The sequence below is a fragment of the Paraburkholderia sp. SECH2 genome, assembly GCF_030464795.1.
Classification (GTDB): domain Bacteria; phylum Pseudomonadota; class Gammaproteobacteria; order Burkholderiales; family Burkholderiaceae; genus Paraburkholderia; species Paraburkholderia aspalathi.
On the sequence record NZ_JALPRH010000003.1, the window covers coordinates 208589 to 230649 of the forward strand.

The window sequence follows — 22061 nt, forward strand, 5'->3', positions numbered from 1 at the left end:
GGCGGTCGGCCAGTCTCCTCGACAACGGACATCCACATGCGCTAGTGATTGACCTCTCTCAGCACGTCTATGAACGCCCGCAAGCCAGCAGGCACGTGGCGATGCCCGGGATAGTACAGGCAGAGCCCCGGGATGAACGGGCACCAATCTTCCAGCACGGTAACCAGCCGGCCGTCGTCCAGCCAGTCGCGGGCCGTGGACTCCGGTACATACGCGAGGCCCAAACCATCGGACGCGGCCTCGACCATCAGACCGTTGTGATCCAGCGTGAGCACGCCGGGAACATCGATCGCCACCTCCTGCCCGTGCTTGCGAAACTCCCAGCGGTAGCGTTTGCCGCTCGGCAGACGTTGGCGAATACAGTCGTGGCTGTGAAGGTCGTCGGGCGTGATGAGTGGTGTTCGACCCGCGAGATACGAAGGCGCCGCAACGACTACGAAGCGAAGATCGTCGCTGATGCGCACCGCCACCATGTCGCGCGGGACCGACTCGCCAAGCCGTACTCCGGCATCGAAACCTTGCTCGACGATATCCACGAGCCGCCCCTCTGCAACCAGATCGAGCGCCATGCCGGGAAAGCGCTTCAGAAAACGCGGCACCACCGTTTTCAATAACAGTCGCGCTGCACCCTCATTGGCGTTGATCCTGAGCGTGCCGCTCGGATTGCCGCGCGCATCGGCGACGGCGTCCAGTGCCTCGTCGAGATCGCGGAGCACGGGCGCAAGCCGGGCGAGCAATGCTTCGCCGGCTTCTGTCGGCGACACGCTGCGCGTCGTGCGGTTGAGCAGGCGTACGCCCAATTCGCGCTCCAGGGCGAGCATGGCGTGACTTAGCGAGGAGCGCGAAACGCCGAGTGCATCGGCGGCACGGCGGAAACTCCGATGCGTTGCGACAGCGGAAAACGCGGTGAGATCGGCAAGTGTCGGCTTGGTCATTGGTGGCGAATTTTCACGGGGTCATACGTACTATAGAGACTTCTCTGACCAATGACGGGTCCCTAGACTGGTGATCAGGCAATGCCATTCCATCCACTCTATGGAGAGACACACCATGGTGAAGACCTGGTTTATCACCGGCACGTCGTCAGGCCTCGGCCGGCTACTCGCGGAGCGCCTGCTGCAACGCGGCGATCGGGTCGTCGCGACGCTGCGGCACGAGGGGGCGCTCGATGAGCTGAAACAACAGTACGACGACCGGTTGCATGTGTTGACACTCGATGTCACCGACATCCGCGAGGTGCACACGAACATCTCCGCCGCATTCGAAGCGATGGGCCGCATCGATGTGGTCGTGAACAACGCGGGCTACGGGTTATTCGGCGCGGCCGAGGAAGTGACTGATGAACAGATTGAGCGGCAGATTGCCACCAATCTCACAGGATCGATTCAGGTCATCCGTGCGGCGCTGCCTCACCTGCGCCGCCAGGGCGGCGGCCGGATCGTTCAGGTTTCGTCCGAAGGTGGACAGATCGCTTACCCGAATTTCAGCCTCTATCACGCTACGAAATGGGGCATCGAAGGTTTCGTGGAGTCGGTAGCGAAGGAGGTGGGGCCATTCGGCATCGACTTCGTGATCGTGGAGCCCGGGCCGACGAGCACGCAGTTCGGTGCCGGTCTCGATCACGCGGTGCCGATGCCCGAGTACGACGATACCCCGGCGGGCGACGTCAGGCGGGCAATCGCATCCAACAGCTTTGCAATTCGGGGCGATGCCGGCAAGACGGTCACCGCAATGATCGTCGCGGCGGACTCGGCACATCCGCCGTTACGCCTGACGCTTGGCGGCGGTGCCTACGACTCGATCAGGGCTGCGCTGGCTGAGCGGCTGAGGGTGCTCGAAGCGCAGAAGGACATCGCGTTTTCAGTCGACTCGATAAGCTAGGCGTCGGAGCGCTTCAGTCGCCCCGCTCCGATAGCGCGCAGCGAGCTCACATCGAAGGGGCCGTTTCCGGTCCTGATCGCATCCCCTCGCGCTCGAGCCATGAGCGGAACAGCACGATCACGTCATCTGCAGACCTCCCATCCGGAACGTAAGTGCAATAGCTCCGCGACGGTAGGCGAGGGCCGGCGAACGGCGCGACAAGCCGGCCGGTAGCAAGGTCGTCTGAGACAAGCGCAGTCGGTCCCATCGCGATGCCTATGCCGTCGATGGCAGCCTGCAACGTCAGGTAGAAGTGATCGAAGGTGAGGGTGGCAGCCGGCCGGAGTGCGGAAATCTGTGCTTTCGCCAGCCAGTCCGGCCAGAGTCGCGGCAGACTCGACGTGTGCAGCAACGTATGCTCCCGTAGGTCGTCTGGCGTCCGAAGCGGCAGTCGTTGCAAGAGTGCCGGACTGCAGACCGGGAGTCTCTCCTCGGACAGGAAAAGCTGCATCGAGTAGCCATAAAACGTGTCCGGACCACCCCGGATAACGACGTCATAGATCTCTTTCAAGCTCTCCACCGACTCGTTCGACGTCTCCACCTTGACGTCCACGTCGGGATGCTCGGCGCGAAATTGCGCCAGTTTCGGCACCAGCCAGCGCAACGTGAAGGTCGCGGGCGCGTTCACGGACAGTGTTCGCGAGACCGTTTCGAGCAAACCATATCGGGCGGTTGCCTGCGAGAGCTGCTCGAACAAAGGACCGACTTCCGCCAGGTAGGCCTCGGCCGCCGGGGTCAGCACCACGCGCCGGTTGTGCCGTTCGAATAAGGATGCGCCGAGCCACTCCTCGAGCAGTCGAACGTGCTGACTCACCGCGCCGTGAGTGACGTGCAATTCCGCAGCGGCTTCCTTGAAGCTGCCGAGTCGGCCTGCGGCCTCGAAGGCACGCAATGCATTGAGTGGAGGCAACGTCCGCTTCATTCGAAATAGTTTATCTAACGCGAATGGCCAATTTATCTGGTTTGATGGCCCGCCACAAGCTAGATATTCTTCCTAATCCCTTCTCTTTCCGGAACTCGAATGCTCAGTTATACCGGCGGCTTCGTTCTCCTCGCCGCTCTGCTTCACGCGAGCTGGAACGCGATGCTGCACGGCAACGACGACCGGTTCCTGTCCATGACATGGATGAGCATCGCCATCGCGGCAGCCTCTACGGTCGTGATTCTGTTCACGCCGTTACCGTCCGACACGGCCTGGCCGTACATCGTCGCATCGGGGCTCGTGCATATCGTCTACAACGTGACGCTCGTACGGTCGTATCGCAGCAACGATCTGGCGCAGGCGTATCCGATCGCGCGCGGCTCGTCGCCCCTGCTCGTCACGCTCGGCGCGGCGCTCTTTGCGCATGAGTCGATCGGTCCGTTGCATGTGCTCGGGATCGTGATGATATCGGGTGGCATCGTCGCAATCGCCCTGGAGAGGGGGCGCGTGTCGCGTACAGGTTTGCTGGCCGCGCTGACGACCGGCGTGACGATCGCCATCTATACCGTGATCGACGGCATCGGCGTGCGTTTATCCGGTGGCGCGGCACTCGCCTACACCGCGTGGATGTTCCTGTTTTATTGGCTGATGCCGATGCTGTTCGTCGCAACGCGTGGGATTGCGGCGCTGTGGACTCCTGTAAAGACGGTGCCAATAGCAATCGGCTCATCGCTCTTCGGGGGCCTCGTGTCGATCGCGGCGTATGGCATCGTGATATGGGCGCTGCAGTCGGGCGCGATGGGTGCGGTATCGGCCTTGCGCGAGACCAGTGTGGTGTTCGCGGTGCTGATCGGGCGTGGGTTTCTGCGTGAAACGGTCAGTGGAAAACGCTGGCTCGCGTGCGTGATCGTCGCGGGTGGGGCGGTTTGTTTGGGCCTTTGACATTGCGCGTTTGCGCTCTTTTATACCGGCACTATCACGTGGAGGATCACTAAATGAATGCTGTTCCGCAGGCCCCGTTGATTCTGATAACGGGTGGAGGTCGCGGCGTAGGCGCGGCGACTGCGCGGCTTGCCGCCGCACAAGGTTACGATGTAGCGATCAGTTTCGTCTCCAACGAGTCTGCCGCCCTTGCGGTGGCGGCTGATGTGGAAGCGCTCGGGCGCCGGGCTTTAGCCATGCGCGCAGACAGCGCAGATCCAGAGCAGGTCGCTGAGCTATTCGCCGCGATCGACCGGAAGTTTGGCCGGATCGATGTGCTGGTGAACAACGCCGCGATCATTGCGCAGCAGTCCCGGCTGGAGGATTTCGAATTCGAGCGGATGCAGCGTATCTTCGCGATCAACTCGATCGGCCCTATCCTCTGTGTGCAGCAGGTGGTGAAGCGGATGTCGTATCGCCACAACGGGCGGGGCGGCGCCGTGATCAACATCTCATCGGCATCGGCCCGGCTTGGCAGTCCGAACGAATATGTCGACTACGCGGCGTCGAAGGGTGCGCTTGAAACATTCACTATCGGCTTCGCCAAAGAAGTCGCGCGGGATGGGATACGCGTCAACTGCATTCGCCCTGGGCACATTTACACTGAGATGCATGCTAGCGGCGGCGAGCCGGGACGGGTGGATCGCGTTAAAGACTCGATCCCCATGGGAAGAGGCGGTCAACCTGAAGAGGTTGCACGGGCGATCCTATGGCTAGCAGGCGCCGAGGCTTCCTTCATCACCGGCACGTTCCTCGATGTTACTGGCGGCAAGTGAGCAGCAGGGTACGGCTATGGCAGATCAGCGACGGCCCGCTGACTCGATCCCGCGAAGCATGAGATCGATTCCGGCGAGAAAATCGGCACGGTCGTCGTGACCGCGCAGTATGCTCATGACTGTCTCGCCGGACCACGCGTGACACTTGCGCCGGACTGTCTGCGCCGATAGGCGGTGTCCCGCGACGCGAGCCAGTAATACAGCGGCGATGTCAGAAGCAAGCCGATCACCCACGAGAGATCCGCGCCGTCGAGATACTTCGGCACGGGACCCGTATACATCGGCGTGCTCATGAACGGAATCTGTACGACGATGCCGATCCCATAGGCAATCAGCGCCTGTGGATTGAAGCGGCCGTAGATGCCGCCGTCCACCTGGAAGATCGACTGGATGTCGTATTTCCCCTTGTGGATCACATAGAAGTCGATCAGGTTGATCGCGGTCCACGGCACCAGCACAACCAGCAGCGCGAGCACGAGATCGACCAGATTGCCGACGAAATTCGTCGAAGCGCCAATCGCTCCGTAGCAGGATGCAAGGAGAATCGCAATCGACAGCACGGCACGCGCCTTCGCCGTGGGAATCCAGCGATAAGCGAATGTCTGCAGCGACGTGATGGCCGCGAGCACCGCGCCGTAAAGATTCAGCGCGTTATGGCTGATCACGCTCAGCAGGAAGAGGACGAGCATCGGCAGCCCGAGCGGTCCGGTGGCCTGCTTGACGGCGTCCATCGCGTCGGCGCCGGGCGGCACCGCGAGCACGGCTACCGCGCCGAAGACGAACGCGAGCGTTGAGCCAATCGTGCAGCCGAGGTAGGTCGCCCAGAACGTCGATGCGACGCGCACGTTCTGCGGCAGATAGCGCGAATAGTCGGACACGTAGGGGGCGAATGCAATTTGCCAGAGCGCCGACAGCGAAACAGTCGCGAGCCAGCCGGCGAAGTTGAATCCGCCGCGCGTCAGGAAATCGCCTGTAGAGATATGCGTGAGGATATAGCCGAAACCGACGAAAATCCCGATTCCAAGCACCCAGGTTCCGATGCGATTCAGAATATGAATGAGCCGGTAACCGATGACCCCGATCAGCCCCGATCCCACCGCACCGATCACGATGCCGACAGGAACCGGGATGCCATGTTCGATGCCATGCAGAGACTTCCCGGCAAGCACGATATTGGACGCGAAGAAGCCCACGTACATCACGCCTGCGATCACGGTGACGAGCAGCGCGCCCCATGAACCGAACTGCGCACGGCTTTGAATCATCTGCGGGATGCCCATCTGAGGGCCCTGTGCCGAGTGCAACGCCATCAGCACGCCGCCGACGGCCTGACCGACGATGATCGCGACGATGCCCCACAGCAAGTTCAGGTGGAATATCTGCACGCCGAGTGCGCCAGTAACGATGGGCAATGGCGCGATATTGCCGCCGAACCATAGCGTGAACAGGTCGCGCACCTTGCCATGGCGATCTTCTGGCGGCACGTAGCCGATGGTGTGTTTTTCGATCAACGGCGAAGCGTCGCGTTCGGAAGTATTCAAGTTTGTCTCCAGTGTTGACAGGAGTTAGCGCGTTACTCTGGTCCCGTGCAAAGCGCTTACTCCTGTCGCATGCTCTGCGCCTTGCGTAATCAGGCGTGTTCGGTCCACCGAATCGCCATGCCTGGCATTCGAAAGTATTTGAGTTACGTGGTCTTGCAGATCATCTAACTTTGGCGCGAGACAGTGGCCTCGCTATTTGACGCATACGTCTCGCGACGCGGCCGCGGCCGAAATGTAATCTCCCAACCGAGCCAGCATCGCATCGCAATTACGCAATTGCTCGACCGTGACGAATTCGTCCGGCTTATGTCCCTGGTCCATGCTGCCGGGTCCGCAGACCACGGTTGGAATGCCCGCCTGATCAAACAGCCCGCCCTCGGTGCCGAATGCGACCGTGCCGAACTCAGTGGAACCGCTAAGCAGCGCCAAAAGACGCGCCGCTTCGCTGTCAGGCGACGTAGCCAATCCCGGATAAGCGGAGAGTGGCTGAAGGCGGATGTCGGTATCGGACTGCACGGCGCGCATCTTCGGCAGCAGCTCAACCTCGGCGTAGGTCAGCAACTCGTCGGCTACCTGATTTGCGTCGAAACCAGGCAACGCGCGCACTTCAAAGTCGAATTCGCATTCGGCCGGCACGATGTTGAGCGCACGGCCGCCTTTTATCACGCCCGTCTGCACGGTCGAGAAGGGCGGATCGAATCGCTCGTCGTGATGCTGAGGCTGCGCCAACTGCTCGCCGATCTCTTCCAGGCGGCCGATCATCCGCGCCGCGTATTGAATCGCGTTGACGCCATACGGCGCATAAGCCGAATGACAAGGCGCACCTTTCACCTGACAGCGCATCGCCAGCTTGCCCTTGTGGCCCAGCACCGGCTTAAGCTCGGTCGGCTCGCCGATCAGGCACAGGGCCGGCTTGTGCGCACGCCGCTCAAGTTCCGCCAGCATCGGCCGCACGCCGAGGCAGCCGACTTCCTCGTCGTACGAAAAGGCGAGGTGCACCGGCTGTTTCAGCTCGCGCTCGAGAAACCCGGGCACCGCTGCCAGCACCGAAGCGATGAAGCCCTTCATGTCGGCCGTGCCGCGGCCATACAGCCGCCCGTCGCGTTCAGTGAGACGGAATGGATCGACGGTCCACGCCTGACCATCGACAGGCACCACGTCGGTGTGGCCGGACAGCACGATGCCGCCGTGCTCACGCGGACCGATGGTCGCGAACAGATTCGCCTTGGTGCGCTCGGCGTTGTAGAACAGCTCGCTTTCGACACCGAGTTCTTCCAGGTAAGCCCGAATGAATTCGATCATGTCCAGATTGGAGTCCCGGCTGACCGTGGCGAAGCCGATCAGCCGTTCGAGCAGCGCCCGGCTGGATCTGTCATTCATTGCCGGGCACTCCGTAGCTGGGCGCGGCGGTCGGATTCAACGCCCGGGTCAAGTAGTCCTGCATCTGCGGCCGATACGCTTGCCATAGCGTGTCGAGCTGACCGATGGGGTCGTCATCGATCCAATCGACCCGCAAATCGACGATCGGCCAGCTCACGTCGCCCACGATCTTGAGCGCCGCCGAATGCACGGGCCCCGCTTCGCCGCCAGCAGCCATCGCGGCATGCATGGCCGCGAGCAGGCGATCGGCCAGCGTGCCGGATGCCTGCTCGAACGCCGGAAGCATTGCCTCGATTACTTCGATGCCGGCGAGCATGTTGCCTGCGGCTACGCACTGCTTGCCGGCGACAGCGTGATACGTGCCGAGCGCTTCCTTGCCGCTGAAGAACGCCGTGCGCCCCTGGCCATCGATCACCGTCACCTGGCGGTACTCGCTCCACTCGCTCGCGCCGAGCACACGGTCCAATGCGGTAGTGGGATCGAGTTGCCCGTTCTCCAGAAGATCGAGAACCTGCGGGCCAAGCGCGGGCAGCGTGACGTTCTGCGTCGCCACCGCGCCCACGCCTGCGCGCAACCATGGGCATCGAGCGCCCACCGCGATGCTGGACGAACTGATCGCGATGCCAAGCTGCCCGGATTCCGGACAACGTCCGACGATTGAGAATGTCATGTCCCGCTCCTTAGGCCGTCGGCGGCGTCCATCCATCCGGAATGACCGCGATAACGTCGATTTCCATCAACCACTGCGGCTGACCCAGCGCGACCACCACCAGGCCGGTCGAAATAGGAAACACGCCCTTTAACCACTTGCCGACTTCCTGATAGACCGGCTCGCGGTAGCGGATGTCAGTCAGGAACGTTGTGGTCTTGACGATGTGAGACAGGTCGCTGCCGGCTTCTTCGAGCAACTGCTTGACGTTCTTCATCGCTTGCTCGGCCTGGGCGCGCGGATCGCCGATGCCGATCAGGCGACCTTCGAAGTCCGTGCCCACCTGGCCGCGGACATAGACTGTATTGCCGGCGCGCACGGCCTGACAAAGATCGTTGTCGAGCGTCTGGTTCGGATACGTATCCTTCGTGTTGAACATGCGGATACGGGCATGCGTAGGTTGGCTCATCAATGCACCTTAATGTAGGAAGAAATGGATCGCGGATTAAAGAGGCGTACGCATCAATTCACGCCCATCTCGCTGACTTTGTGGATGCGTGAGCCGGCGGAGGTGTTGTCAACGCTTTCAACCCTTTCCTCGCCGCGGCTCGGTGCCTGGCCTTGCGAGTCGTCGTAGTAAGCCAGGTATTTACGCTGCGTGACGATGTGATCGGCAATGTGCTTCGCGTCGTGCCACACGCCCCAGATGAATGCGGACCCTCGGCGCGATAGCCAGGGCAGGCCGATGAAATAGATGCCGGGCTCCTTCGATACGCCGCGCTGATGTTTCGGCTTACCCTTTTCATCGAAGGCGTTGACGTTCAACCAGCTAAAATCGACTGCATATCCGGTCGCCCAGACAATCGATGTCACGCCGGCTTTCGCCAGATCGAGATCGTGCAACGGGTGCGTCACGCATTCCGGATCCGCAGGAATGACGCGGGCTTCGGGCTCTTCGGGAAGATCGAGACCGTTACGCTCGGCGTACGCGTCGGCCGCGTCCAGCAGCGACAGATAGTTTTCGTCGCCGCGCGCGATGTTTTCCGCGAGATCGGCTTCGAAGGTCACCACGCCGTTATCGAACGATTTCGTGAGACCCACGAGCGTGATGCCCTGATTCGCGAGACGCCGAAAGTCCACCGTATGGCCGCCACGCGAACCGCTCACTGCAATGGTGACGTGCTCTCTGCCGGGCTTCATGACCTCTGCATCCCATTCGCCGAGCACGCCGAGCCACCAGCAGAAGTCGCGGCCGCGATAGGCGCGCGGTGGACGATCGTGCGCCCCGACCGACAGATAGACGCGCTTGCCCGCACGTTGCAACTCGTCCGCGATTTGCACGCCTGACGATCCGGCCCCGACCACCAACACGCCCCCTTCGGGCAATTGCCCGGGATTGCGATAGTCGGCGGAATGAATCTGCGTGAGACTCGAATCTTGCGGTGCGATTGGCGGAATGACAGGGCGCTGGAAGGGCCCCGTCGCGACCACCACGCGATTGGCCTCGATCGTGCCCTCCGATGTTTCGATGGTGAAGCCTGGGCGCCCCGCATTGCGCACGACCTTTTTCACTTCCACACCGGTGCGGATCGGCGCTTCAAACTTCTCCGCATAAGCGACGAAATAGTCCGCGACCTGCTCCTTCGACGCGAATGCGTTGGGGTCAAAGTCGGCGAACTCGAGATTGGGGAAACGATCGTGCCACGCGGGACCATTGGCAACCAGCGAATCCCAGCGTCCCGTGCGCCAGCGCTCGGCGATACGAGCGCGTTCGAGCACAAGATGCGGCACGCCAAGCTTGCTCAAATGTTCACTCATGGCGACGCCGGCCTGGCCGGCGCCGACGACGAGCGTGTCGATTGACGTTGTTTCCACTGTCATAGCTGTGTCCTTCTGAAAACGCGGAATGTTTCGATTCGATCGCGGTGTCACGGCGTAGCGGCCTTCGAGGGCTCGCGATCGTGGCGGACCCGGTAGTGTTTTCCGACAGCGCGTCGCCACCTGGTCCGTTCGTCTTTCGTGAAAATCTACGCGCCCATTCAGAATCTGAAAAATATATTTAAAAAATGCATAGCATCGGATTTACCTATGCAAGCCTTTTTGATCGCTTCACAATGCCGCCCATTGGGGACTTTGAACACGGAGCGTTGCAGATGGAGAGTCAACCGTTGCGCTACTCGTTGCGCCAGTTGCGCTATTTCGTGGTCACCGCGGAAGCGCTGTCTTTCACTGCCGCCGCGAAGCGTCTGCACATTTCGCAGCCGTCGATCTCGACGGCGCTCGCGGACCTCGAAGTGTCGTTCGGTGTGCAACTCTTCATACGGCATCACGCGAGCGGTCTCTCGCTCACGCAAGCCGGTCGCGATCTGCTCGGGCAAGCGCGTAATCTGCTGAAGATTGCAGAGGAATTGCAGACGACCGCGAAGGAAATGGACGGCGGCATGACGGGCGTCATCACGCTCGGTTGCCTCGTCTCGCTTGCGCCGCCGCTCATGCCGCGGCTGATTAGCCGATTCGTCGACGAGCACGCGGGTATCTCGTTTCGCACTGTCGAGGCGCATCAGGATGGCCTCTTGCGTGGCCTGCACGACGGCTCGCTCGACATTGCGCTCACCTACAGCCTCGATTTGACAGAGGAAATCGCCTTCACGCCGCTGCTCTCGCTGCCGCCTTACGCAATCCTGCCGAGGACGCATCGTCTGGCACGCGCACGCAAGGTATCGCTCGCGGATCTCTTGCCCGAGCCCTACGTGATGCTCGACCTGCCGCACAGCCGCGAGTATTTCGCCGCGCTCTTCGATGCGGTGGGCAGCCGCCCCGTGCCCGCGTTCCGCTCGTCGCAGCCGGAAGTTGTGCGCGGCATGGTGGCCAACGGTCTCGGCTATAGCCTCCTGAACTTTCCGCTCAAATCGAATCGCACTGTGGATGGCGAAGAGTTCGTCATTAAGCGTTTCAAAGACAACGTCAACGCCACGATGCTCGGCATCGCGCAATCGCGCACGATGAAGCCGCGCCAGGTCGTGCATCGCTTCACGTCATTCTGCGAAACCTATATACGGCGCCTGCATATCGACGCATGATCAGGAAAGCGCGATCGTCTGCTTTAGGTCTGCGCGCGCTGCATAGGCAAAACCTTTGCTTTGTATCTAAAAACAATATTTTGGCTTGCAATTTGGCTTGATAGATTGGTGTCCATGTTGAGCGCTACGCCGTAAAGCCTTGCGTTGCCGCGCTTTCACCGTGAAGAATCAAGGGGGACACCATGGCCAACCCGGCAAGGACGATCGCAGTGCAAGCGCTGGTCGACGAACTGCAGACGGGTTGCGAACGGTCATTCGGCGATGCGCATGCAATGCCGCCCGGTGTCTATACGTCGCCCGAATTCCTCACGCTGGAAGAGCGCGCTATCTTCGAGCGCGAATGGCAATGCGTCGGCCGCGCCAGTGCGCTCAAGGTGCCTGGCGATTACATGACGGCGCGACTTGGAGCGCAACCGATCGTCGTACTGCGCGACGAACAGATGCAGATCAAGGCGATGTCGAACGTGTGCCTGCATCGCATGTCGGTGCTGCTCGAAGGACGTGGTAACGTGCGCCGCATCGTCTGCCCCTATCACGCCTGGAACTATTCGCTGGATGGCGCCCTGCAAGGCGCGCCGCTCATGGATCGGCAAGAGGGCTTCTGCAAGGAAAGCTACAAGCTGCCCGTCGTGCGCTGCGAAGAATGGCAAGGCTGGATCTACGTGACACTCGACGAAAACGCGCCGCCCGTTCACGCGCAACTCGCCAAACTAAACGAGCTCATCGGTGCGTACGGCATGTCGGACTACATCGAAACTTTCTATGAAGAGCACGTGTGGGACACGAACTGGAAGATCCTCGCGGAAAACTTCATGGAAAGCTATCACCTGCCCATGCTGCATCGCGCGACGGTAGGACCGCATTCGCGGCTCGATGAAATGGAATGTCCGCCGGGGTATCCAGCTTTTAACTATCACTGGATCACGAAGGAAGCGTCCTTGCCCATCGGCAACGCGCATCCGGACAATACGCGCCTCACGGGACATTGGCGCAAGACCACAGCGCTGCTCGCGATCTACCCGACGCATCTCGTCACGCTTACGCCGGGCTACTTCTGGTATCTCGTGCTGCAACCTCACGGCGTGGATCGCGTGCATATCCGCTTCGGCGGCGGGCTTGCGCCGGAGTTCGTCGCGGATACCGAGGCCAACGCGCACATGACGACGTTGAAGAAGCTGCTCGACGACGTGAACGCGGAAGACAAACGCGGCGTGGAAGCCGTCTTTCGCGGCGTGCACGCGCCGCTCGCGAAGCCCGGTCACTTAAGCCATCTCGAACGGCCCAACTATGATTTCGCCCGCTACATCGCCAGCAAAATCGCCGCGATGCAGTTCGAGAAAACGCATTGATCAAGACGCATCATCGACAGGACGCGATCACGATGTCAAACCCTTCCTTCATTTCGTTCTCGGGCGTAAGCAAGTCGTATGACGGCGCGCAATACGTCGTCGATGACTTGAACCTCGACGTGAGCAAGGGAGAATTCCTGTCGCTGCTGGGTCCGTCCGGTTCAGGCAAGACGACGACGCTCATGATGCTTGCGGGATTCGAATCGCCCACGCGCGGCGAGATACGCCTCGACGGACGGCGGCTCGACGACAAGCCTCCGCATCAGCGCGACATCGGCATGGTGTTTCAGAACTACGCGCTCTTTCCGCATCTGACGATTGCAGAGAATGTCGCGTTTCCGCTCTCTGTGCGGCGCGTCAGCCGCGCCGAGCAGAAGACGCGCGTGAAGCGCGCGCTCGAGATGGTCGAACTGCCGCATCTGGCGAACCGGCGTCCCGCGCAGCTCTCCGGCGGGCAGCAGCAGCGCGTGGCCCTCGCTCGCGCGCTCGTGTTCGAGCCGAGCGTGGTACTGATGGATGAGCCGCTCGGTGCGCTCGACAAACGCCTGCGCGAAACCATGCAATACGAAATCATGCGCCTGCATCGCGAGTTGTCGCTTACGATCGTCTACGTGACGCACGATCAGGCCGAAGCGCTGACCATGTCGGACCGCGTCGCCGTGTTTTCCGATGGCCGTATTCAGCAAGCCGCCACGCCCAGCGAACTCTACGAGAACGCGCAGAACGCCTTCGTCGCCAACTTCGTCGGCGAAAACAACGGGCTGACCGGGCGCGTCGTCAATGCGAACAAGGAGTGGGCGACGCTCGCGCTCTCGGACGGCAGCGTCATTCGTGGCCGTTGCGAACCCGGTCTGAGCACGGGCGACGAAGCGATGCTCGCGCTGCGCCCCGAGCGCGCACATATCCCGAGCGCCGAGGGCGTGCCCGTCGACGAACACAGCAACGTGGTGCGCGCACGCGTCGAGGAGCTGGTGTATTGCGGCGATCATCATCGCGTGCACCTCGCGCTCGGTTCGCGCGACTCCTTCGTCGTGAAAGTGCCCAATACGCAGCGCCATGCGCTGCCTTCGCCCGGCAGCGCGATCGAGATCGCATGGCGCCACGACGACTGCAAGATTCTCGCGATGAGCGTGCCACGCAGCGCGCCCGTGATTCCCGCATCCACACCGCTCTCACCTTCCATCATCACGACCGCACCAGCAGGAGCCAACTGACATGCGCACTCTCATCAAAGCACAAAGCGCCGCACTCGCCGTACTCGCATTCGCTACAGTGACCGTCCAGGCGGCGGAGACGCTTTCCGTCGTGACCTTCGGCGGCGCGTATGAAGCGGCTGCCAAGAAGGCCTATTTCGAACCGTTCACGCAAGCCACCGGCATTGGCTTCTCGACCGAATCGTATGACGGCGGCCTCGCGAAGCTCTCCGCGATGGAGCAGGCGAAGAACACCACGTGGGACCTGATCGACCTCGAAACGAACGATGCGATCACTGCCTGCGACGAAGGCCTGCTGCAGAAGTTCGACAAGAAGACGCTCGGCAAGACGAGCGACTTCATCCCCGGCACGATCAGCGATTGCGCGGTTGCAAGCATGGTCTGGTCCACGGTCTACGCGTACGACACGAGCAAGCTGAAAACGGCTCCGACCACCGTCAACGACTTTTTCGATCTGCAGAAATTCCCTGGTAAACGCGGCCTGCGCAAGTCGCCGAAGGTAACGATGGAATGGGCGTTGATTGCGGACGGCGTCGATCCGAAGGATGTCTACAAGGTGCTCGCTACGCCCGCCGGTGTGGATCGCGCGTTCAAAAAGCTCGACACGATCAAGCCGAACATCGTGTGGTGGGAGTCGGGTGCCCAGGCGCCGCAGTTGCTCGCAGACGGCGCGGTCGTGATGACGCAGGCCTACAACGGCCGCATTTCCGACGCCGCGAAGAAGGACAACAAGCCATTCAAAACCGTCTGGGACGCGCAGGTTTACGACTTCGACTGGTGGGCCGTTCCGACGGGCGCGAAGCACGCCGACGCCGCCGCGAAATTCATCGTCTCCGCTTCGCAGCCGAAGGCGTATGCGGATCTGTCGAAGTACATCGCGTATGCGCCGCCGCGCAAGGATGCAATCGCGCTGGTCGACAAGCAACGCCTCGCCGATCTGCCGACTGCCCCCGAGAACTTCAAGCGCGCCTTGCAGATCAACGCGAACTTCTGGGCCGACAACGCAGACCAGATCAATAAGCGTTTCCAGGTGTGGCTGACGCAGTAACACGATCGTCCAACGAGAGCCCAACGTGACTACCCACATGCCCGTTTCGGCCCGAGCCACGGCCCCGGGCTCTCCGACGAGGGCCGACGGCCGCGCGTCGTTTCAAAAGGCGCGCCGCCGTGCGTCGGTGCAAGCGCTTTTGCTCGCGCTGCCGCTGATCGTGTTTCTGCTTTCGACGTTCATCGCTCCGATTGCGCTCCTGCTCGCGCGCAGCGTGGAGAACCATGAAGTGCCCGACAGCATGCCCGCGCTCACACGCGCGCTCAATGCATGGGACGGGCAGGGCGTGCCGGACGAGCGGATGTTCGCTCTGCTCGCTGCGGGGCTCAAAGAGGCGCAGCAAAGCGGGCAGCTCGGGACTGTCGCGCGGCGGCTGAACTTCGATCAGGCCGAGTTTCGTAGCCTGTTGATGCGCACCGCGCGCCAGTTGCCCCCCGATGCGCCGCCCGCGTGGAAACCGGCGCTCGTCGAACTCGACGCACGCTGGAATTCGCCGGAAATCTGGCGCTTGCTGAAGCGCGCCGCCACGTCGCCGACGCCCGACTTTCTGCTCGCGGCCGTCGATGCGCAAGTGACGCCGCAAGGTTCGGTCGCGTTCGTGCCGGACAACGCTTCGATCTATCGGCAAGCGTTCCTACGCACGATCTCGATCAGCGGCACGGTCACGCTGTTGTGCCTTGTGCTCGGCTATCCGGTCGCATGGCTGCTCGCGAATTTGCCCGCAAAAAGCAGTAACCGCCTGATGCTCTTTGTGATCGTGCCGTTCTGGACCTCGGTGCTCGTGCGCACAACTGCGTGGTACGTTTTGCTGCAACCTGGTGGCGTAATCAACAGCCTGCTGATGGGCCTTGGTCTCACTACCCATCCACTGCCGCTCATCTTCAATCGCGCGGGTGTGCTCATCGGTATGACGCACGTACTTTTGCCCTACATGATTCTCGCGATTTACTCGGTGATGAAGAGCGTATCGCCCGTGTATGTGCGGGCCGCGCAATCGCTTGGGGCGCACCCGTTCGTTGCGTTCGTGCGGATCTACATGCCGCAGACGCTGCCAGGCGTGGGGGCGGGCTGCTTCCTCGTGTTCGTGCTCGCGCTCGGCTACTACATCACGCCCGCGCTGCTCGGCGGCGCAGGCGACGAGATGATCAGTCAGCTCATCGCAATCCAGACCAACACGCAACTCAACTGGGGCCTCGCCGGTGCGCTCTCAGCCTATCTCGTGATCTTCACGGCGATCTTCTATTTCCTGTTCAACCGCATTGTCGGCATCGACCGTTTGCGCTTCGGTTGAGACCCGGTTGACACACGCGGATACGACGAGGGAACGATATGCCAGATAAACGCAACACGGTGCTGACGGAACGCGTCGCCGCGCGCTGGGTGCGGCTGCATACAGCACTTGTCCTATTCTTCCTGATTGCGCCGATTCTCGCGATCATCCCGCTCTCGTTCAATTCAGGCTCGTATTTCTCGTACCCATTGCAGGGCTTTTCGCTGCGCTGGTATGAGCAGGCGCTCACGAGCGCGGCCTGGCAACGATCGCTCCTGAACAGCATCGGCATCGGCGCGGCTTCGACTTTGATCGCCACGTGTCTCGGCACGCTCGCGGCGCTGGGCATTTCGCGCGCGCAGTTTCCGCTGCGCTCGCTGATCATGCCGATCATCATCTCGCCGATGATCGTGCCGATTGTCGTCGTCGCCGCGGGCTTCTATCTGATCTTCGCGCCGCTTGGTCTTGTGAACTCGTATCCCGGCGTGGTGCTGGCGCATGCGGCGCTCGGCACGCCATTCGTCGTGATCACCGTGACGGCCTCACTGCTTTCGTTCGATCAGAGTCTGTTGCGCGCGGCTTCCGGGCTCGGCGCGACGCCCTGGGTCACATTCAGGCGTGTGACCTTGCCGCTCATCACGCCGGCGGTCGCGACCGGCAGCGTCTTCGCTTTCGCGACCTCGTTCGATGAAGTCATCGTGATTCTGTTTATCGGCGGCCCGGATCAAACAACCGTGCCGCGACAAATGTGGAGCGGTATTCGCGACTCGATCGACCCGTCGATCCTCGCGGTGGCGACGATGCTGATCGTGTTCGCCGTGCTGCTCTTCGCGAGCATTAACTGGCTGCGCGGCCGCGCGGCCGCCGCCAGCAACGCTCTTATCTGACGCATCGAGGCTACCCAGGGCCATTCCCGACCGCTGCCAGGATGAGGGCAGGAAGAGGACGGGGAGAAAAACAAAAGACCGCTGCCCTTACGGACAGCGGTCTTTCTTATGACGGGTGGCGAACGAGGGACTCGGACTATTGGCCGGCCGGCGACGTTACGCTCGGAGTCGCCAGCGTGTTGTGACTCCCGGGAAGGTTGGTGAGGGACGTCGAGCTATTGCTCGTGCCATTCGGCATGCCTGAGTTCGGCGACGCGGTGCTCATGCCGCTGTCCGAATTGGTGGCGCCAGGCGTGCCGTAGCCGCTCGTTGTATTGGCTGGCGACGCTGCGGCCGGCGACACTACACTCGGGGTTGCCAGCGTGTTGTTGGCCTGTGCATAAGCGCCACCCGACAGCGTGAGTGCGGCGACGGCCGCGATTAATGTGCTGGTTGTCTTCTTCATGACCGGTTCCTCCTTGTTTTGACTGGAATTTCGACGCAAACGACTCATTCATATTTTTCCGTAGCGTCGTTGCACGCCTGGCTCGTGGCGATCAAATAAACTCACGCGACCTTTCACGGTAATAACATGACGCAAACCACAGATCGCTGCCTAGGGCCATAGCAGGTAAAGCAAAGTTTAGGAAAGCGGTCGCTGATAATTAAGCGCATTGTTCGCAAGGATGTATTTCGGTTTTTGGGGTTACCCCTAATCCGCTAAGGGAATGACCACGGGCCTTTCAGGTCGCCGAGGCAAGCTGGAGGCGGAGGGATTGATATCCGAAATGCATTGACACTTCCTTCGGGTGCAATTAATTTCCCAATGCTTGGGACAAGTCATCCGGGTTATTCCGCGATGACACGGGCTAAATCAGTTGCGGCCCTTTTGAGCCGCGTTGCGTACACAGCAGAACCCATATTCGGTACGACGGCAATACTCAATGCGCAGAACGCTTTCACTTCTTATAGTGGTTACTGTATTGGCGGGGATAGTGCAGGCGGCGTCTGCCACCCAGATCGGTGTGGTGCTCGCCGGCTCGGGCCTGGATTTCTGGGGGCCGATGAGCAGGGGTATGCATCGTGCCGCTGACGATCTTCATGTCGAACTGCTAATGCGCAGCCCTTCCGACGGAATGTCACTCGGCGCAGAACCCAATATCCAGTTGAGAATGATCGACTACCTGGTGAAGAGCGGCGTAGCGGGTATCGTGTTGGCGCCCGAACCACTGCAAGACGTAGCGACGCCGATTCCGATCGCCGTTCCTACGGTATTCGTCGACCGGAGCAGCAGGGACTACAACGCGATTTCCACAGTCAGCACTGACAATTTCGCAGCAGGTAGAACGGCGGCCCTGAGTCTGGTACCCGTTCTGCACAAGGGCGCCAGAATTGCAGTGCTAAGACTCGCGCCGAATATCAGTTCGACAACCGCGCGAGAAGAGGGGTTTTTGGCTGTCGCGCGTGAAATGGGGTGGCGTGTGGTCATCGCCCCTTACGTCGGGTATCAGTTTCGCGAGACGGAAGCACAGGTGCGCAAGTCACTGTCCGGTGACGTAGGGCACCTCGACGCGGTCTTCGCTCCGAACGAGACGATAGCCTATGGGGCCTTGCACGTCGTCGAAGAGATGCCCGTGAGTACTCGTCCTCGTCTGGTTGTGTTCGATTGGCGCCCGGAATTTCTGCATGCGCTTGAGCACGGCGTGATACACGCGGACGTTGTGCAAGATTCTTACCGTATGGGTTATCGGTCGGTCGAGACGCTGGTCGCTGCCTTGCAGGGCCAGCCGCCTCGTCCCAAGATATTTGTCGACGTGGTGACGGTGACACGCGAAAACTTGAATGACCCGGCGATACGCGCCGTGTTAGCCAACTACAGGCGATAGCGGCGCGCGATAGGGCTTCCTAGGCCGGTATTTCACTGTATTGATGACATACAGTGCGGCGACAGCGTGGTTCGGCATTGCGCGATGCATGCTACGTGACCCGCGAGGAACCGCTTCGCACAATCCGGTCGCCCACACTAGCCTCTTGCGTCATTTCGGAAGAATCAATTAAGACGTTTCAGCTCACCATCGTCCGCATACCAGTCGACGGTTTTGCCGCTTACATTGATCGTCACCGCACGTGGCTCGCTGAACTGATCGAACGATTCGACGCCCGTCTCGCGCCCCACGCCGCTGTTCTTGAAACCGCCCCACGGCGAGGCCGGGTCGAGCCGGTGATGATCGTTGACCCAGACCATGCCGAATTCGAGTTTGCTCGCAACGCGATGCGCGCGCGCGACGTCCTGCGTCCACACGGAAGCGGCGAGGCCGAACTGCGTGTCGTTGGCGATGCGGATCGCGTCCGCCTCGTCGTCGAAGGGCATCACGACGGTGACGGGTCCGAACACTTCATCCTGACCGATCTCCGAGCGCGGATCGACGTCATACAGCACGGTCGGTTCGATGAAAAAGCCCTGCTTCAGGTTGGACGGTACGCCGCCGCCCGTCAGCACCTTCGCGCCCGCCGCCTGCGCGCGCTCCAGCATCGCGAGAATGCGCTGACGCGAACGGTCCGAAATCACTGGCCCGAGTTGGGTCTTTACATCGGCCGGATCGCCCACGCGAATGCTCGCGGCCTTCGCGCGGAAACGTTCGAGAAACTCCGAATAGATCGACTTCTGCACCAGAATCCGCGCGCCGCACACACAGGTCTGCCCCGCACCGATGAAGGCGGCGAACGCTGCGCCGTTGACCGCGCGCTCCATGTCGAAATCGTCGAACAGCATCACCGCGCCCTTGCCGCCGAGTTCGAGCGTCGTCAGCGCGAAGGTGCGTGCCGCCGCTTCGCCAATCGAGCGGCCGACTTCCGTGCCGCCCGTGAACACGACCTTGCGGATCAGCGGATGCTGCGCGAGCGCCGCGCCTGCCTCGCGTCCTTCGCCGTTCACGACGTTGACGACACCCTTCGGCACGCCTGCTTCATCCAGCAGACGCACAAGGCGCACCGTGGTCAGCGGTGTCTGCTCGGATGCCTTGATGACGACGCTGTTACCCGTAGCGAGCGCGGGCGCAAGACTCTTCGACAGAATCATCAGCGGATGATTGAACGACGTCATCAACGCGACGACGCCGAGCGCCACGCGCTGCGTGTAGCACAGGTAGGGCCCTTCGATCGGAATCACGTCGCTGCGGCGCGTCAGCGCAAGCGCCGCGAAATAGCGGTAGAACTGCGGCAGACGTGAGATCTGCGCGCGCGTCTCCGAGATCGGTCGGCCGTTGTTCAGCGTTTCGAGTTTGTAAAACTGTTCGAGGTCCGCTTCGAACAGATCGGCGAAGCGGTTTAGCACACGCGCGCGTTGCTGGATCGGCATGTCGCGCCACGCACCGCTTTCGAACGCACGATGGCCCGCGCGCACCGCGCGGTCCACGTCCTGTTGCGACGCGGCCGCGAGCGCGCCGATCACTTCACCCGTCGCTGGATTAACGATGTCGAGCGTGCGGCCGGTGTCGGCGTCTATCCATGCGCCGTCGATGAAAAGCTGTGCATCGAGATGTGTCTGGTTCACTGTGTCCATAGAGATCAATTCCAGGTGGTTCACTTGAGAGACGATGCATGCGCATCGGCGCCCGGCGCGTCGGTGCGCATCGCATCGCTTGCTTGCAGGTTGGTGGGCTGTAGGTCTTCGAGACGCTGGCCGGTCGGCTCGACGCCGAGCCACGCAACCACGACGATCTGAATGACGAGCAGGCCGATCATCAACGCCAGCACACCGACAATGCCGTGCTGCGCATACAGTGCGACGACGATAAACGGCGTGACGATAGTTGCGCCGCGACCCAGCGTGTTGCAGATGCCCGATGCACGCAGCCGGACTTCGGTCGGAAAGAGTTCCGGTACGTAAATCGCGAACAGTAGAGCGACCAGCACGTAGATCGGAATGGTCAGTAACAGGCCGACAAGGGGCAGCAGCAGCGGATCCGAAACGAACGGATAGATCGCGCCGAACACGATTGCAGCGAACGACGCGCCGATGATGGTCGGCTTGCGGCCCCACGAGTCCGCCGTCAATGCGCCGATTGCGGAGCCGATTGGCGCGCCGAGCGACATGACGAGTGCGAAGCCGAACGACTTCGCGATGCTGAAGCCCTGATGCACGAAAAAGGTCGGCAACCAGGTGACGAAGCCGTACAGCAGCGTATTGATGACGACGAGGGTGACGCAGCCCACGATCATCCGTTGCAGCATCGTGCCGCTGAAAAGCGATCCAAACGATAGCAAGGTTGCCGCTTGCCCGGGCGTCTTTGCCACAACAAGCGGCGGCAGCGGCTCGCCGCCGCGCGCTTCGATGACTTCGCCTTCGATGCGATTCAGGATCGCGTCGGCTTCCTCATGGCGACCGACGGAGTCGAGCCAGCGCGGCGACTCGGGCAGCGACTTGCGCGCATACCAGACACCTAGCGCGCCGAAGCCGCCGAGCACAAACATCGCGCGCCAGCCGAACGCGGGGATCAGCAGCAAACCGATCAGCCCGGCGACCGGCAACCCGGACACGACGAACACGGCCATCAGTCCTTGCAGCTTGCCGCGTTTTTGTGGCGGCACGAATTCGGTCAATGTCGAATAGCCGACGACATTTTCCGCGCCGAGCCCGAGGCCCATCACGAAGCGGCACGCGATCAGCACGCTCATGTTCGGCGCGAGGGCCGCACCGAGCGACGCGAGTCCGAACACCGCAAGATTTGCCTGATACGTGAAACGGCGGCCGAAGCGGTCGCCGAGAAAACCGGTGCCAAGCGAACCAAGCATCATGCCTAGAAAGGTTAGCGACACGAACAGCGCACTCTGGCCGAGTGTCGAGAAGCCGGTTTTGAGCGTTGCACCGAGCACGGTCGACGCGACGTAGATGTCGAAGCCGTCGAAGAACATGCCGATGCCAATCAACCACATGATGCGCCGATGAAATCCCGACATCGGCAAACGGTCGAGCCGTGGCCCTGCGTTGACGTTCATGTCTGTCTCCTGTCGACCGAGTTAGCGCTTTGGCACTTACTCTTGTCCCATGCAAGATGCATACTGC

Annotated in this window: 20 protein-coding genes; 10 read left to right on the forward strand and 10 right to left on the reverse strand. The window is 61.4% G+C overall.

Annotated features, from left to right (window positions below; all coding sequences use genetic code 11):
- Positions 1-41: 41 nt before the first annotated feature.
- Positions 42-935, reverse strand: a complete 894-nt coding sequence (locus M0D66_RS08055; protein ID WP_200619146.1) for a LysR family transcriptional regulator — start codon at positions 933-935, stop codon at positions 42-44.
- A gap of 115 nt (positions 936-1050) precedes the next feature.
- On the opposite strand from M0D66_RS08055, the gene M0D66_RS08060 reads away from it, so the two are divergent.
- On the forward strand, positions 1051-1881 hold the full coding sequence (locus M0D66_RS08060; RefSeq protein ID WP_093646149.1) for an SDR family oxidoreductase: 831 nt from the start codon (positions 1051-1053) through the stop codon (positions 1879-1881).
- A gap of 46 nt (positions 1882-1927) precedes the next feature.
- Here the strand turns inward: M0D66_RS08060 and gcvA are convergent, their stop codons facing one another.
- A complete protein-coding gene (gene gcvA / locus M0D66_RS08065) occupies positions 1928-2842 on the reverse strand; it encodes a transcriptional regulator GcvA (protein ID WP_266210511.1) in 915 nt (304 codons plus the stop codon).
- Between the two features lie 99 nt (positions 2843-2941).
- Here gcvA and M0D66_RS08070 point away from each other — a divergent pair, with 99 nt between their 5' ends.
- Together M0D66_RS08070 and M0D66_RS08075 are read left to right on the forward strand one after the other, a co-directional pair.
- Entirely contained in the window at positions 2942-3784 is an 843-nt protein-coding gene (locus M0D66_RS08070) for a DMT family transporter (RefSeq protein WP_266210512.1), read from the forward strand.
- A 53-nt stretch (positions 3785-3837) separates the two neighbouring features.
- A complete protein-coding gene (locus M0D66_RS08075) occupies positions 3838-4599 on the forward strand; it encodes an SDR family oxidoreductase (RefSeq protein WP_266210513.1) in 762 nt (253 codons plus the stop codon).
- A gap of 113 nt (positions 4600-4712) precedes the next feature.
- Here the strand turns inward: M0D66_RS08075 and M0D66_RS08080 are convergent, their stop codons facing one another.
- The 5 genes from M0D66_RS08080 to M0D66_RS08100 all read right to left on the reverse strand — a co-directional run bounded on the left by M0D66_RS08080 (position 4713) and on the right by M0D66_RS08100 (position 10050).
- Positions 4713-6140, reverse strand: coding sequence for a cytosine permease (locus tag M0D66_RS08080; RefSeq protein WP_266210514.1), 1428 nt, complete (start codon positions 6138-6140; stop codon positions 4713-4715).
- A gap of 192 nt (positions 6141-6332) precedes the next feature.
- Positions 6333-7520 (reverse strand): acetylornithine deacetylase, encoded by a 1188-nt coding sequence (gene argE, locus M0D66_RS08085; RefSeq protein WP_266210515.1) that lies wholly within the window; start codon positions 7518-7520, stop codon positions 6333-6335.
- Entirely contained in the window at positions 7513-8190 is a 678-nt protein-coding gene (locus M0D66_RS08090) for a DUF1028 domain-containing protein (RefSeq protein ID WP_266210516.1), read from the reverse strand. The genes argE and M0D66_RS08090 overlap by 8 nt, the downstream gene beginning before the upstream one ends.
- A gap of 10 nt (positions 8191-8200) precedes the next feature.
- Positions 8201-8638: a RidA family protein gene (locus M0D66_RS08095; protein WP_266210517.1), complete on the reverse strand. Its 438-nt coding sequence runs from the start codon at positions 8636-8638 to the stop codon at positions 8201-8203.
- Positions 8639-8691: 53 nt separating this feature from the next.
- Entirely contained in the window at positions 8692-10050 is a 1359-nt protein-coding gene (locus M0D66_RS08100) for an NAD(P)/FAD-dependent oxidoreductase (protein ID WP_200619152.1), read from the reverse strand.
- A gap of 272 nt (positions 10051-10322) precedes the next feature.
- Here M0D66_RS08100 and M0D66_RS08105 point away from each other — a divergent pair, with 272 nt between their 5' ends.
- The 6 genes from M0D66_RS08105 (at position 10323) to M0D66_RS08130 (ending at position 17017) form a co-directional block, all read left to right on the forward strand.
- Positions 10323-11249: a LysR family transcriptional regulator gene (locus M0D66_RS08105; RefSeq protein WP_093646132.1), complete on the forward strand. Its 927-nt coding sequence runs from the start codon at positions 10323-10325 to the stop codon at positions 11247-11249.
- Between the two features lie 182 nt (positions 11250-11431).
- A complete protein-coding gene (locus tag M0D66_RS08110) occupies positions 11432-12598 on the forward strand; it encodes an SRPBCC family protein (RefSeq protein WP_266210518.1) in 1167 nt (388 codons plus the stop codon).
- Positions 12599-12630: 32 nt separating this feature from the next.
- On the forward strand, positions 12631-13812 hold the full coding sequence (locus tag M0D66_RS08115; protein WP_266210519.1) for an ABC transporter ATP-binding protein: 1182 nt from the start codon (positions 12631-12633) through the stop codon (positions 13810-13812).
- A gap of 1 nt (position 13813) precedes the next feature.
- Positions 13814-14860, forward strand: coding sequence for an ABC transporter substrate-binding protein (locus M0D66_RS08120; protein WP_200653322.1), 1047 nt, complete (start codon positions 13814-13816; stop codon positions 14858-14860).
- Between the two features lie 37 nt (positions 14861-14897).
- Complete coding sequence (locus M0D66_RS08125; protein WP_266210630.1) at positions 14898-16151, forward strand: ABC transporter permease; 1254 nt, start codon at positions 14898-14900, stop codon at positions 16149-16151.
- 38 nt (positions 16152-16189) lie between these two features.
- Positions 16190-17017: an ABC transporter permease gene (locus M0D66_RS08130; protein ID WP_093646123.1), complete on the forward strand. Its 828-nt coding sequence runs from the start codon at positions 16190-16192 to the stop codon at positions 17015-17017.
- 136 nt (positions 17018-17153) lie between these two features.
- Here the strand turns inward: M0D66_RS08130 and M0D66_RS08135 are convergent, their stop codons facing one another.
- The gene (locus M0D66_RS08135; RefSeq protein WP_266210520.1) at positions 17154-17462 is read right to left on the reverse strand and encodes a hypothetical protein; all 309 of its coding nucleotides are present in this window, start codon (positions 17460-17462) and stop codon (positions 17154-17156) included.
- 478 nt (positions 17463-17940) lie between these two features.
- On the opposite strand from M0D66_RS08135, the gene M0D66_RS08140 reads away from it, so the two are divergent.
- Positions 17941-18882, forward strand: coding sequence for a substrate-binding domain-containing protein (locus M0D66_RS08140; RefSeq protein ID WP_266210521.1), 942 nt, complete (start codon positions 17941-17943; stop codon positions 18880-18882).
- Positions 18883-19046: 164 nt separating this feature from the next.
- On the opposite strand, the gene M0D66_RS08145 is transcribed toward M0D66_RS08140, so the two are convergent.
- On the reverse strand, positions 19047-20558 hold the full coding sequence (locus tag M0D66_RS08145; RefSeq protein ID WP_266210522.1) for an aldehyde dehydrogenase: 1512 nt from the start codon (positions 20556-20558) through the stop codon (positions 19047-19049).
- 20 nt (positions 20559-20578) lie between these two features.
- Positions 20579-21994, reverse strand: a complete 1416-nt coding sequence (locus tag M0D66_RS08150) for an MFS transporter (RefSeq protein ID WP_211702582.1) — start codon at positions 21992-21994, stop codon at positions 20579-20581.
- Positions 21995-22061 lie beyond the last annotated feature (67 nt).

What these genes read in the sequence shown, in the direction of transcription:
- M0D66_RS08140 (WP_266210521.1), top strand. Translation starts at nt 17,941, where the DNA reads ATGCGCAGAACGCTTTCACTTCTTATAGTGGTTACTGTATTGGCGGGG.
- M0D66_RS08115 (WP_266210519.1), top strand. Translation starts at nt 12,631, where the DNA reads ATGTCAAACCCTTCCTTCATTTCGTTCTCGGGCGTAAGCAAGTCGTAT.
- M0D66_RS08055 (WP_200619146.1), bottom strand. Translation starts at nt 935, where the DNA reads ATGACCAAGCCGACACTTGCCGATCTCACCGCGTTTTCCGCTGTCGCA.
- M0D66_RS08090 (WP_266210516.1), bottom strand. Translation starts at nt 8,190, where the DNA reads ATGACATTCTCAATCGTCGGACGTTGTCCGGAATCCGGGCAGCTTGGC.
- M0D66_RS08145 (WP_266210522.1), bottom strand. Translation starts at nt 20,558, where the DNA reads ATGGACACAGTGAACCAGACACATCTCGATGCACAGCTTTTCATCGAC.
- M0D66_RS08110 (WP_266210518.1), top strand. Translation starts at nt 11,432, where the DNA reads ATGGCCAACCCGGCAAGGACGATCGCAGTGCAAGCGCTGGTCGACGAA.
- M0D66_RS08130 (WP_093646123.1), top strand. Translation starts at nt 16,190, where the DNA reads ATGCCAGATAAACGCAACACGGTGCTGACGGAACGCGTCGCCGCGCGC.
- M0D66_RS08075 (WP_266210513.1), top strand. Translation starts at nt 3,838, where the DNA reads ATGAATGCTGTTCCGCAGGCCCCGTTGATTCTGATAACGGGTGGAGGT.
- M0D66_RS08150 (WP_211702582.1), bottom strand. Translation starts at nt 21,994, where the DNA reads ATGAACGTCAACGCAGGGCCACGGCTCGACCGTTTGCCGATGTCGGGA.
- M0D66_RS08070 (WP_266210512.1), top strand. Translation starts at nt 2,942, where the DNA reads ATGCTCAGTTATACCGGCGGCTTCGTTCTCCTCGCCGCTCTGCTTCAC.
- M0D66_RS08120 (WP_200653322.1), top strand. Translation starts at nt 13,814, where the DNA reads ATGCGCACTCTCATCAAAGCACAAAGCGCCGCACTCGCCGTACTCGCA.
- argE (WP_266210515.1), bottom strand. Translation starts at nt 7,520, where the DNA reads ATGAATGACAGATCCAGCCGGGCGCTGCTCGAACGGCTGATCGGCTTC.
- M0D66_RS08105 (WP_093646132.1), top strand. Translation starts at nt 10,323, where the DNA reads ATGGAGAGTCAACCGTTGCGCTACTCGTTGCGCCAGTTGCGCTATTTC.
- M0D66_RS08125 (WP_266210630.1), top strand. Translation starts at nt 14,898, where the DNA reads ATGCCCGTTTCGGCCCGAGCCACGGCCCCGGGCTCTCCGACGAGGGCC.
- M0D66_RS08100 (WP_200619152.1), bottom strand. Translation starts at nt 10,050, where the DNA reads ATGACAGTGGAAACAACGTCAATCGACACGCTCGTCGTCGGCGCCGGC.
- M0D66_RS08095 (WP_266210517.1), bottom strand. Translation starts at nt 8,638, where the DNA reads ATGAGCCAACCTACGCATGCCCGTATCCGCATGTTCAACACGAAGGAT.
- gcvA (WP_266210511.1), bottom strand. Translation starts at nt 2,842, where the DNA reads ATGAAGCGGACGTTGCCTCCACTCAATGCATTGCGTGCCTTCGAGGCC.
- M0D66_RS08060 (WP_093646149.1), top strand. Translation starts at nt 1,051, where the DNA reads ATGGTGAAGACCTGGTTTATCACCGGCACGTCGTCAGGCCTCGGCCGG.
- M0D66_RS08135 (WP_266210520.1), bottom strand. Translation starts at nt 17,462, where the DNA reads ATGAAGAAGACAACCAGCACATTAATCGCGGCCGTCGCCGCACTCACG.